The organism is Vibrio sp. VP6, from assembly GCF_028823755.1.
Classification (GTDB): Bacteria; Pseudomonadota; Gammaproteobacteria; order Enterobacterales; family Vibrionaceae; genus Vibrio; species Vibrio parahaemolyticus.
Window position 1 is genome coordinate 20012 of record NZ_JAPEID010000024.1, and the last position, 12444, is coordinate 32455.

Annotated in this window: 11 protein-coding genes and 1 pseudogene; 8 read left to right on the forward strand and 4 right to left on the reverse strand. The window is 45.0% G+C overall.

Annotated elements, in window-relative coordinates:
- Positions 1-66: 66 nt before the first annotated feature.
- On the forward strand, positions 67-534 hold the full coding sequence (locus OU793_RS15480) for an N-acetyltransferase (RefSeq protein ID WP_021448879.1): 468 nt from the start codon (positions 67-69) through the stop codon (positions 532-534).
- Between the two features lie 82 nt (positions 535-616).
- Here OU793_RS15480 and queD read toward each other — a convergent pair whose 3' ends face one another.
- Entirely contained in the window at positions 617-979 is a 363-nt protein-coding gene (gene queD / locus OU793_RS15485; protein WP_140103650.1) for a 6-carboxytetrahydropterin synthase QueD, read from the reverse strand.
- Between the two features lie 294 nt (positions 980-1273).
- Here queD and OU793_RS15490 point away from each other — a divergent pair, with 294 nt between their 5' ends.
- Both OU793_RS15490 and asnS read left to right on the forward strand, forming a co-directional pair.
- Positions 1274-2899 carry a methyl-accepting chemotaxis protein gene (locus OU793_RS15490; protein ID WP_140103649.1) on the forward strand — a complete coding sequence of 542 codons (1626 nt, stop codon included), beginning with the start codon at positions 1274-1276 and terminating at the stop codon, positions 2897-2899.
- A 188-nt stretch (positions 2900-3087) separates the two neighbouring features.
- Positions 3088-4488 (forward strand): asparagine--tRNA ligase, encoded by a 1401-nt coding sequence (gene asnS / locus OU793_RS15495; protein ID WP_140103648.1) that lies wholly within the window; start codon positions 3088-3090, stop codon positions 4486-4488.
- Between the two features lie 91 nt (positions 4489-4579).
- Here asnS and OU793_RS15500 read toward each other — a convergent pair whose 3' ends face one another.
- Both OU793_RS15500 and OU793_RS15505 read right to left on the reverse strand, forming a co-directional pair.
- Positions 4580-4804, reverse strand: coding sequence for a hypothetical protein (locus OU793_RS15500; RefSeq protein WP_005485465.1), 225 nt, complete (start codon positions 4802-4804; stop codon positions 4580-4582).
- A 99-nt stretch (positions 4805-4903) separates the two neighbouring features.
- Positions 4904-6356: pseudogene (locus tag OU793_RS15505) on the reverse strand (PLP-dependent aminotransferase family protein).
- Between the two features lie 178 nt (positions 6357-6534).
- Between OU793_RS15505 and OU793_RS15510 the strand changes: the two are divergent.
- From OU793_RS15510 to OU793_RS15520, 3 genes are all read left to right on the forward strand, one after another.
- Positions 6535-6765 (forward strand): hypothetical protein, encoded by a 231-nt coding sequence (locus OU793_RS15510; protein ID WP_005483298.1) that lies wholly within the window; start codon positions 6535-6537, stop codon positions 6763-6765.
- Between the two features lie 198 nt (positions 6766-6963).
- Positions 6964-7263 carry a hypothetical protein gene (locus OU793_RS15515; protein ID WP_005458048.1) on the forward strand — a complete coding sequence of 100 codons (300 nt, stop codon included), beginning with the start codon at positions 6964-6966 and terminating at the stop codon, positions 7261-7263.
- Positions 7264-7636: 373 nt separating this feature from the next.
- Positions 7637-8827: an amino acid aminotransferase gene (locus OU793_RS15520; protein WP_140103646.1), complete on the forward strand. Its 1191-nt coding sequence runs from the start codon at positions 7637-7639 to the stop codon at positions 8825-8827.
- A 99-nt stretch (positions 8828-8926) separates the two neighbouring features.
- Here OU793_RS15520 and OU793_RS15525 read toward each other — a convergent pair whose 3' ends face one another.
- A complete protein-coding gene (locus OU793_RS15525) occupies positions 8927-9568 on the reverse strand; it encodes an outer membrane beta-barrel protein (RefSeq protein WP_053812651.1) in 642 nt (213 codons plus the stop codon).
- A 194-nt stretch (positions 9569-9762) separates the two neighbouring features.
- Here OU793_RS15525 and OU793_RS15530 point away from each other — a divergent pair, with 194 nt between their 5' ends.
- Positions 9763-11652 carry a putative nucleotidyltransferase substrate binding domain-containing protein gene (locus OU793_RS15530; protein ID WP_017448443.1) on the forward strand — a complete coding sequence of 630 codons (1890 nt, stop codon included), beginning with the start codon at positions 9763-9765 and terminating at the stop codon, positions 11650-11652.
- Positions 11653-11660: 8 nt separating this feature from the next.
- Entirely contained in the window at positions 11661-12380 is a 720-nt protein-coding gene (locus OU793_RS15535) for a 3'-5' exonuclease (RefSeq protein ID WP_021822203.1), read from the forward strand.
- Positions 12381-12444: the final 64 nt, after the last annotated feature.

Below are 12444 nucleotides of genomic sequence, written 5' to 3' on the forward strand. Positions count from 1 at the left end.
GTTAAAGACGTTCGTACATTTTTGTTAGGTGGTGAGACCATCCACCACCCACTCGTGATTGAAACCATGATTGCTATTAAACCAACCAAACTGAAAGATTTTTCGAGTTTGATGCAATTGGACGTGCAGGAAGAGCAAATAGGATTTGCCAAGCCGTTTGAACAGGCTTACCAAAAGCGAAACAAGTCAGAAGTATTTTTTACTATTTATTCGGACTACCTAACCGTCGGCTATCTGATCATCGATAAAGGGTTTGCTCAGCATGCTCCTTTTGCAATGCGGCATGAGTTGGGCCTTAATTATTTGATGATTGATCGCCGCTTTCAACGCCAAGGTATTGGTGCAGAGGCGCTGAAAAAACTGTTTGTGTACGCATATACCATCGACCCAGAGAGCACCTCGCTTTGCGTGACAGTACCAAATAGCCATCAAGGTGCACTCGACTTTTTCTCGGCTTGTGGCTTTACGAATACAGAAAAAGCCATTTATGGCGAGCAAGAAAAAGAATGGTTGATGCGTCACCCGCTTGGTTAAACGCTCAATAACCAAACGCTAGATAAAACAAAGGCAAGCGATAGGCTTGCCTTTGTTATTGAACATGGGATTACTACGAAGGTTATTCACCCTTGTAGATACAACCTGCTGTACAAGTTTCTTTGATCTCTACTTTGCTTAGTAACGGTAGGTTTGGTTTTAGTTGTTGCCAAATCCATTTTGCTAACACTTCGCTGGTCGGGTTTTCTAGACCTTCGATGTCGTTTAGGTAGTAGTGGTCTAAGCGATTGTAAATTGGTTTAAATGCAGATTTTATCTCTGCAAAATCCACAACCCAACCTGTATGTGGATCAACTTCACCTTCTACATAAAGACGAACAAGGAAAGAGTGTCCGTGCAAACGACCACACTTGTGACCTTCTGGTACGTGTGGCAAATGGTGTGCCGCTTCGAACATAAACTCTTTGTACAATTCTGTTTTCATCTTGATTCTCAGGCTTTAAAAAAGACAGGCAATACTAAGGAATTCGCTGCCAAGAGACAAGCGTTACCCCATACAAGCGTAGCAAAAACTGCTGCTTATTCCTGACCTCTTTGCCATCACGCACACCAAAGCGTCGCATTTTTGTCATGCGCCAAACATTTGATTACACAGCACTCACATCACAATTACATATCCCCAACATGTGTAGGGTCACAATCATTCATTTCGCTCATCGCGCAACCTATGCGAGAAGACTAATATTGTGCAGTTCGTTCCAATTACACTTATAAGAATATGCGCTCAACTATTACCTTTAAGCTCCTGCTTGCGTTAATTGTCGTTTTTAGCTGTGTTCTCGCCGCGTCGACGGCGTACCAACACTATCAACAAAAAACGCTGATAAATGATGTTCTTAGTGAACAACTGCACGACAAAGCCAGCAACTACTTCGATAGTCTGAACATGATGATGCTCACTGGCACCATGTCTCAAAAGGAAACGCTGCGACAAAAAGCACTCGCTCAAGAAGGTATTGAGCAAGTTCGAGTGCTACGTGCCGATGCCGTTACAAAACTGTACGGTGCAGGGCAATCCAATCAGCAACCTATTGATGAGATTGATCAGCGTGCACTAGCGGGCGAGCTAGTGATAGAACCAATTACTGCAGACTGGGGCAAAGGCATTGTTGTGGCACTGCCAATGAAATCGAGCCAAAACTATCGCGGCACCAATTGTGTTTCTTGCCATGTCGCGCCAGAAGGTGAAGTATTGGGCGCGATTCGCTTGGAATACAACATGAACCACGTGAGTTCGATGATCAATAAACAAGCGATGTACGCGATGGGCATCATGTCTGCCATTGCGTTGGTTGGTTTTCTCATCACCATGGGATTGATTCGTAAGATCATCGTGCGACCAATTCAAAAAACCTCGCACTTTATGTCGAACGTTAGTGCCAGCAAAAATCTCTCCCAGAGACTTGTCCATAAACAAAATGACGAAGTTGGCCAACTTTCCCAGTCTATTAATTCCTTTATGGATACCGTTTCGGAAAGTCTTGAGCGCGTGCAAGACACCTCACACTCGTTAGCAGGGTCTGCAGGTCGTCTCACCGACGTTGCTCAATCCACTGATGAGGCAGCAAACAATCAGCAATTAGAAACCAATGAAGTGCAAAACAACATTATTGATATGTTGCAGCAGCAAGTCGTGGTTGAAGAAGCAACAATCAACGCAACGACGTTGGTAAACCACACCGTTGACGTAGCCACAAACAGCGCCAGCCAAGCGCACAATGTCAGCGAAGACATCAAGAGCTTAGTCAGCGACATTGAACAAGTGCGTGAGAAGATTACTTCTCTAAATCAGAGAACCGAAGAAGTTTCCTCAATTCTAGGTGTAATTAAAGGCATCGCCGAACAAACTAACCTACTCGCTCTAAACGCAGCAATCGAAGCAGCGCGCGCCGGAGAGCAAGGTCGTGGCTTTGCAGTCGTTGCCGATGAAGTGAGAAATCTGGCCTCACGTACCGCCGAAGCCACCAGCAACATTGAAAGCATCATTTCCCAATTTCAGCAAGGCAGCGAAGAGTCTCTGTCGTCAGTCGATCATGTTTGTCAATTTGCTCATCAACGTTCACTGGATGTCGAAGCGCTGTCTGAAACCATGCACAATGTCGTAGACGAGATGCATCAAGTGCTGAAACACGCAGAAAACATCCAACTGCAAACTCAAACCACCTCGGATGTCAGCAAGCACATTCAATCGAAAATCGACGTGATTACTTTGCACGCGAACGACACGTCTCAATCTGCCTCTCATACACGGGATATCAGTGTCGATTTGGAAGAACTTTCTGACCGTTTAGAGCAATTACTTAACCAATTCACCCTTTCTGAGCAACAAAGGGCGAATAAATAGGAAATTTCTCGCGTCCAAATTGAATATAAAGGTTGAAGCTGACGAATTGACGGGTAATATGTCCCATTGAATCTGTAAAATTCTATCCAACTCAATGCTTCGCTTGTTTTTTAAACAAAAATGTTTTGAGACAAGCACTTTGATAAGCGTTGAGTTGAATTTTTACCTCAATGGAGAATATTTAAAACATGACTTACGCGCCTGTATCAGACGTACTAAGCGGTAAGCTAGCAGTAGACAGTGAAGTAACTGTTCGCGGCTGGATCCGTTCACGTCGTGATTCCAAAGCTGGAATCTCTTTCCTTGCCATATATGACGGCTCTTGTTTCGACCCGATTCAGGCCGTGGTCCCTAATAATCTTAATAATTACGACAATGAAGTGCTTAAGCTAACGACTGGCTGCTCTGTTGAAGTAACTGGTAAGATTGTTGAGTCTCCTGCGCAAGGTCAGGACTTCGAACTGGCTGCAACTGACGTTAAAGTTGTAGGTTGGGTTGAAGATGCTGAAACTTACCCAATGGCAAAAACTCGTCACTCTATTGAGTACCTACGTGAAGTTGCGCACCTACGTCCGCGCACTAACGTAATCGGTGCGGTAGCACGTGTACGTAACTGTCTATCTCAAGCAATTCACCGTTTCTACCACGAGCAAGGCTACTTTTGGGTATCTGCGCCACTAATCACGGCTTCTGATGCAGAAGGTGCTGGTGAAATGTTCCGCGTTTCTACGCTAGACATGGAAAACCTACCTCGCACAGACGCAGGCAAAGTGGACTACAACGAAGACTTCTTCGGTAAAGAAACGTTCCTAACCGTATCTGGTCAGCTAAACGCGGAAGCTTACGCTTGTGCACTAAGCAAGGTTTACACTTTCGGTCCTACTTTCCGTGCTGAAAACTCAAACACAAGCCGCCACCTAGCAGAATTCTGGATGGTTGAGCCTGAAGTTGCGTTCGCAGAACTAGACGATGTAGCGAAACTGGCTGAAGACATGCTTAAGTACGTGTTCAAAGCAGTACTTGAAGAGCGTCGCGATGACCTTGAGTTCTTCGCTCAGCGTATCGACAAGCAAGCGATCGCTCGTCTAGAGCAATTCGTTTCTTCTGACTTTGCACAAGTTGACTACACTGACGCGATCCAAATCCTTCTGGATTCTGGTCGCGAGTTCGAATTCCCAGTTGAATGGGGTATCGATATGTCTTCTGAGCACGAGCGTTTCCTAGCTGAAGAGCACTTTAAAGCGCCAGTAATCGTGAAGAACTACCCGAAAGACATCAAAGCGTTCTACATGCGTATGAACGACGATGGCAAGACTGTAGCCGCGATGGACGTTCTCGCACCTGGCATCGGTGAAATCATCGGTGGTTCTCAGCGTGAAGAGCGTCTAGACGTTCTAGATGCACGTATGCGTGAAATGGGCATCGACCCTGAACACATGAGCTGGTACCGTGACCTACGTCGTTACGGCACAGTGCCACACGCTGGCTTTGGTCTAGGCTTTGAGCGTCTAGTCTCTTACGTAACAGGCATGGGCAACGTTCGTGATGTGATCCCATTCCCACGTACACCTCGCTCTGCGAACTTCTAATCACTTTTTAGTGACTCAGAATTAGAAAGACCTCCCAAGTGGAGGTCTTTTATTTTGTACGAATAATTTTCTCGCAATCTGCGTGTGCAATTTAGCTGTTGCTTTCGTCTTCATCCTTATCTGCTCGCGCGGCGTATTTCACTCCAACAACACACAAACCAAACATGACGAATGGAATCACGGCAGCGGTGTATTCCGTCCAAACCATATGAGAAAAAGACTTCGCCAATATCAGGTGCGCAAACACCAACAAAAATGCGCTAAAGATAGCAACACCCATTAGCCTAAGTTCATGCTTTACCAACTGCTTTTTCATTATTGCTCCTAACCTAAAATGGTTGTCTGCTAGTAATTGAAACACAGCTTCGGATTCGTTCACTGATACAGTTTGAGCAAAAAATAGGTAAACAGTTGGCTAGTGAAGTAATTCTCCGATCGTCTTCACGGCTTCTTCTAGTTCATCGTTGCAGGGTAACGATGTATTAAGCCTTAGGTAGTTCTCATAATCTGTGCCGACAGAAAACAACTTACCGAATGCAACGGTGATGTTGTCTTCCAATAACTTCTGATAAATCGCTTTTCCGCATTTTGATTCCGGCAGTTCAACCCATAAAAAATAGCCGCCTTCTGGCTTTGTGTAATAAATCGATTTAGGAAAGTACTTATCGAGCAGTTCAATGAACGCGGATTGTCGCTGCTCAAGATTCTTTCGAAGTTTTCTAAGGTGATTATCATAGCTGTCATTTTGCAAATAATGCGCAATACCTTGTTGGATAGGTGCACTACCTGACAAAGTCGAGATAAGTTGCAGTTTTTGCAGATGCTCATTAAAGCGCTTGTTGACCACCCACCCCAGCCGATAACCCGGGCAAAGACTTTTTGAAAATGACCCGCAATGCAACACACGATCTTGTGTATCAAAAGTTCTCAGCGAACTTGGTTTCTTGTTAGAAAAATAGAGCTCTGAATACACATCGTCTTCAATCAAATACACATCGTGTTTATCAGCAAGCTCGACGATGCGCTGCTTCTGCTCATCGTTTAATGACATTCCGGTTGGGTTGTGAAAGTTCGTCATCAACCAACACGCGCGAACATCATGGTCAGTAAAAGCCGCTTCAATTTGTTGCAATGAGTGCCCGGTGCGCGGGTCTACTGAGATTTCTATCGCCTTTAAGCCCAAACGTTCTATCGCTTGAAGCGCTCCGTAAAATGTTGGCGATTCAACCACGATAGTATCTCCCGGTTGTGTCACGGCCTGAAGGCTCAAATTCAACGCTTCTAACGCCCCTGAAGTAATGACAATGTCATCATGGGTTAACACCATACCTTGTTGAATGTCTTAACGCCCCTGAAGTAATGACAATGTCATCATGGGTTAACACCATACCTTGTTGAATGTAACGTTGAGCAATCAAACGACGCAGTGATTCAGAGCCCGGCGGTAAGTTATCCAATAGCGTCTCTGGCCCCATCTTCCTACCAGAGCTGGCCAGATTGCGATTCAACGCATCCAATGGAAACAACGCAGGATCTGGAAAGGCAGATCCGAACTTCATCGCATCCGGTGACGCTTGATTTTTGAGGTAGTCGTAAAGCTCATCATTGATGTTAGAACAATAAACAGAGGTCGCAGGAGGGCTCGGTTCCAAACGATCCAGCTCTGCGGTAACAAAGTAGCCAGACTGAGGTTTTGCCGCGACCCAGCCTTGCGCTTCGAGCAACTGATAAGCTTGTAACACCGTTCCGGCGCTGACGGAATGATTTCGGCTGGTAACACGCACTGACGGCAGCTTTTCTCCTGCTCTCCATGTGTTTTGCTGAATCTGCGTTTTGAACAGTTCAGCCAGTTGGCGGTATCGGTTCATGTTTCCCTCATTTATCACGACCGAGCGAACCTTAGCATACTTCGCGCCCGTATTCTGATAACGCGACTATCAATCTCGAAACGTAATTAATCAATCTTAGTGATATCAATTCGCGATACGAAGTGAGAATTTATGTTCCATACTTTCAAAGGTATGACTTTTATTTCGGGAGAAAATGATGAAAGTATTTACTATGGATGACCTCTCATACCGAGGTGCTCATAAAGGCGTACACAGTTGGGATCACCCAGCCAGCACAACGCCTTACTACTGGCACCCTGACTGGTTACATATTGCAGAAGACGCGCTAGGTGTGCACAAAACAGCGGATCTAGTCGTTCCAGAAGGCGAAACACCGACAGAAGAGCACGCAAAAGAGGCGATTGTTAAGCACATTAATGGTGAATAGCCAGAAGCGAACCTTCTGTTATGCAAGGTTGAGAGCCTTTTGGAACAAAACATGTCTGAATGAGAACTGTGCATCATCGTGAGCAATCTATCGACAGGATAAATAGATTGCTATCACATTAATTTTCATGCCATCTGTTACATTTAGAGGCTAATGGTGATGCACACCTCAACTCATAGACTATGAGAGACGATTATAATGACGAAATACAACGAGAATGACATCAAATATAAAGGCGAGACCAATGGCGTACATACGTGGAGTGTGCCATCAGGACAGCCTTACTACTGGCATCCAGATTGGCTGCACGTTGCCGAAGATGCGACAGGGTCACACCCAAAAGAAAAACTAGATGTTCAAGCTGGTGACACCCCAACACAAAAGCATGCGCTTAAAGCAATCCTAAAACACATGAACGATTGGGCGACAGATAAGTTGTCTTCAAATCCTGACATCGAAACCAATGCGGTAGAGTCAGAAATTGAGCTAAAGAAATAGACCTCAATGTTCGATGTAAATTGAATATGCAAGCGCCCCTCACCGTTGGGGCGTTTCTTACCCTTCCCTACTTTTTCCTCCACAACAGGCTCTGCTTACCTCGCTGGATTCACGTTTTAAACCGCCTAAAATCGCTCCTCAGTAGCCATCAGATTCATGAATTGTTCGATTGAATAAATTAGCACCGAATTGCTACAAAACTCCCCTTTACATCCGGATTTAACCAAGGTTTTCATAGCAAAAGCATCGGTTATGTTAGCATCCTGTTTCAAATCGAAATTTTTTTACGTTTTCTTATCAGTAAGTGTTGTAACGAATATTGCTGAAAGGTATAAATACGAGCAGACCCCTTCGATTAACATGGATGAAGATTATGTTTGAAAAAGTAGTTGCCGCTCCGGCCGACCCTATCCTTGGCCTTACTGAAGAATTTAAAAAAGATCCTCGCGCTGAAAAGATTAACCTTGGCGTTGGTATTTACAAAAACGAACAAGGCGAAACACCTGTTCTTGCTACCGTAAAGAAAGCCGAAGCAGCACTGATTGAAACGGAAAAAACCAAATCATACCTAACCATCGAAGGGACTACTGAGTACGGTCTGGCGGTACAAAAACTACTTTTCGGTGCAGACGCTGAAATCGTAGCGGAAAAACGCGCGAAAACAGCTCAAGCGCCTGGTGGTACAGGTGCATTACGCGTGGCGGGTGAATTCATCAAACGCCAACTTGGTAACGTAAAAATCTGGATCAGCAACCCAACTTGGGCAAACCACAACGGCGTGTTTACCGCTGCAGGTCTAGAAACGGCTCAATACACTTACTACAACGCAGAAACTAAAGACAAAGACTTCGATGCAATGCTAAACGATCTTCAAGCTGCATCTGAAGGTGACATCGTTCTTCTACACGGCTGCTGCCACAACCCAACCGGCATCGATCCAACTGCTGAAGAATGGGAAACACTAGCGAAGCTGATTGCTGAGAAGAAACTGCTTCCTCTGTTCGACTTTGCATACCAAGGCTTTGCCAAGGGTGTAGAAGAAGACGCAGCTGGCCTACGTACTTTCGCGAAATACAACAAAGAAATTCTCGTTGCGAGCTCGTTCTCGAAAAACTTCGGCCTATACAATGAACGTGTAGGCGCATTCACGCTTGTCGCTGAATCTGAAGAAGTGGCAACAACAGCATTCTCTCAAGTAAAAGCGATCATCCGCTCTATCTACTCTAACCCACCAGCTCACGGTAGTGCTGTTGTTACTCATATTCTAAACAACGAAGAACTACGTGCTGAATGGGAAGCGGAAGTACAAGAAATGCGTGACCGTATTCAAGAGATGCGCGAGCTGTTCGTAGCAACTCTAAAAGAAGAAGGTGTGGATGCAGATTTCAGCTTTATCGAACGTCAAAACGGCATGTTCTCGTTCTCTGGTCTATCTAAAGAGCAAGTTAACCGTCTGAAAGATGAGTTCGCAATTTACATCGTTGGTTCTGGCCGTATCAGCGTAGCTGGTATGACAAAATCAAACATGGGCCCGCTATGTAAAGGTATCGCAGCGGTTCTATAATCTGTCGAAAACAGAAAAAATAAACGAAAAGGTCAGCGTATGCTGACCTTTTTTATTGTTCTTAAATCTGTTGATTACGGTTGATGTTACTAAATGGGATTAAAATACGAACTTCAAACTTAAGCCGACTTCGTTGATGTAATCCGAACTTTCACCACTGTAATCTGTATCACGGTATTGGTAATACAAGCCCGTGCCAATCACATCATGCCATTGGTAATTGAAGCCGATTCTGTACTTGTTCTCGTCAACCACATCACTTCGGTTGGCCTGAATCTGTGCTGACACCATCCATTGTTCATTCAAAAGATAGTTTGCACCAATGGTCATCGCTTGAAGAAACTCGGTGTCAGAGGAAATGGTGCTATCCGTTTTTTCATCCGTCGCTTTCGCTTTCAGCGCACCAAGCCCATAAGTACCATAAACGTCCAGTTGGTCGTTAATCCCATAACGATAACCACCACCAAACAACAATCGATCCACACGTAGTGTTAGATCGTCAGGATGGAAAAACTGCGCTGAGTAATCAACATTAAGCAACCAATTATCGGTGATGAGATAATTGCCACCCAATCCCAGCGTGGTCGCATTCGAGTTGTCTAGCCAATCTTTATTGGTCGTACCCGACCCCACATCCAAATAAATGTGCTCATACCCAAATTTTGCAGCTTGTTCCGCTTCCGAAGCGATACTGATTGCGGGCAAAACTACAAGAGGTACAAGCAATAACTGTCTCACCATCTTACTTCCTTTCATGAGAGTCACCTAAAAACTTAACTACAATTGGCAATTTCCATATTAGCCGAATTAACAAAACCTTGTCGCGGGAGATGTCCGAATCTTATGACTCAGTACGAAAAAGCGTGATCCAATAAGATTCTGTCTTAAAACTGCGTTAAGATTACTTTATTATTTGCGAAACAAAAGGCACCCGAATGGATGCAGAACTTCTCGAGATATATAACTTTCTCGCCAAGTACCCCCCTTTCAACGAACTTCCAGAAGAAACTCTGACCAAAGTGACAGAAAGCGTTGAAATCTCTTACTACCGACAAGATACCCCAATCATTCACTTTGGTGATCATATTCAAGATCTCTTCGTGGTAAGAAGTGGCGTGGTGGAAGTTTATCGCCGCAAAGGTGAGCTTTATAACCGTCTCGATGAAGGCGACTTATTCGGTCAAATGGGGCTGCTTACCAACAACAAAGTTCGTTTCCCGGTAAAAGCTATTGAAGACACCCTACTCTACTGCATTCCGGTCGAGGTGTTTCAAGAGATCTACGACAACTTCGACTCTTTCGCCGATTTTGTTGAAGTAGAAAACAGCGCCCGCTTGCGCCAAACCATTTCAGAAAACAAAGACGCAAACGACTTAACCACCTCTAAAGTCAAGACCCTACTTACTGGCGATGCCCCGACCATAAACCGCGGCCAAACAATCCAACAAGCAGCGCAGTTAATGGCTCAGGACAACATTTCATCACTCTTGATTGTCGACCCCGATTTTGTCCGTGACGAAGATGATCCGCAATCGCCCGTTTTAGGCATCATTACTGACCGAGATTTATGTACTCGAGTGCTTGCAGAAGGCTTGTCTCCTCAAGATGATGTTTCAACGGTCATGACGACGGAAGTGATTTCTCTCGACCATAATGCTTACATCTACGAAGCCATGCTAACGATGTTACGCTACAATGTGCATCATCTGCCGGTGGTCAAAAATCAACTGCCGATAGGCATCATCGAAACTACCGATATTGTTCGTTATGAATCGCAAAACTCACTGCTTCTTGTAAGCAGCATTTTTCAGCAGCAAAGCATCGAAGATTTAGCGACAGTCGCAGAAGAAGTCAAAAGCAGCTTCGTACGTCTGGTTAACGAAGACGCCAATTCACACATGGTTGGCAGCGCGATGTCAGTAATTGGCCGAAGTTTCAAACAGCGTTTGTTGGAGTTGGCCGAAGAAGAACTTGGTGCGCCTCCGATTCCCTATTGTTTCCTCGCATTAGGTTCAATGGGACGCGACGAACAGTTGCTGGTTACCGACCAAGACAACGCCATTATTCTGGACGAATCCTATCAAGAAGAGAAACATGGCAAGTACTTTGAAGATCTCGCTAAGTTTGTCAGTGACGGCCTTGACGCTTGTGGTTACAAATATTGTACCGGTGACATCATGGCCACAAACCCGATGTGGCGAATGACTCGCTCCGAATGGGAAGAATGTTTCGCTGACTGGATTGACGATCCCAACCCGAAAGCGTTACTGAATGCATCAATATTTTTCGATTTAGATGGCGTGTATGGCCGCTTAAAATGGGCCGAACAGCTCACTAGCTTCATTGTGCGTCGAGCGCGTAAAAATAATCGCTTCTTAGCATGTTTGGCTCGAAATGCGCTAAACCGCACACCGCCATTAGGCTTCTTCAAAGATTTTGTGATGGAAAAAGACGGCCAGCACAAAAACTCGATCAACCTAAAACGTCGTGGCACCGCGCCGCTGGTTGATCTGATTCGTGTGCATGCCTTGGCGGTTGGCTCTCGTGCACAAAACTCGTTTGAACGTCTCGACGACATTATTGATGCAGGCATCTTGCCAAAAGGTCGAGCACAGGACTTAAAAGACGCGTTAGAATTCATCTCTATGGTACGAATTCGACATCAAGCAACCGATGTTGAGCTCGGAATTGAGCCAGATAACAACATTGAGCCAGAAAATCTTTCCGATTTTGAACGCCGTAATTTGAAAGATGCCTTCCAAATTCTCAGCAATGGGCAGAACTTCCTTAAGTTCCGCTATCAAGCAAATAAGAGCTTTAAGTGAGGTTTGGCATGATCAAAAAGCTATTTCAAAAGCCTGCGATTCAATGGCCAACCAAGTTTCAGCAAAAGTTGGAGCTCGTCAATGATGAGAATCTTGTCGCCTTTTACGGCAGCGAATTACCAGCGCCCAATACCCCCATTTCAGAGGTTGAATTTGTCGCGTTGGATTTCGAAACGACAGGGCTCAATCCCGAAAAACACGACATTATTACTATCGGTTTAGTACCTTTCAATCTGAGACGTATTTTTCTGCGCGATGCTCGACATTGGAAAGTAAGGCCTCAGAAAAAGTTGGATGAAGATTCCGTTATCATCCACGGTATCACTCACAGCGAATTGATTGATGCGCCAGATCTGAGCGATATTTTGGGTGAGTTGCTGCCTTGCTTAAGCGGCAAAATCATCGTTGTGCATTACCGTCGAATCGAGAGAGAATTCTTGGATCAAGCGCTGAAAGCGCGCATAGGGGAAGGGATTGAATTTCCCGTGTTAGACACGCTACAAATCGAAGAGAACATCCAAAAGAGAAGCGCTGGCGGCATTTGGAATCGCCTGAAAGGAAAGAGACCAGAGTCTCTACGTTTGGCGCAGTCTCGACGCCGCTATGGGTTACCAGACTACTCTCCGCATCACGCGTTAACTGATGCGATTGCTACTGCCGAGTTGCTTCAGGCGCAAATGGCGCATCACTACAATGATGACCAACCCATCAGTGATTTTTGGTTGTAGATAGATTTTTTGTTGTAGCTATTTACCAACAATCATTCACCGAAAAACATGCATTAAAAAGGAG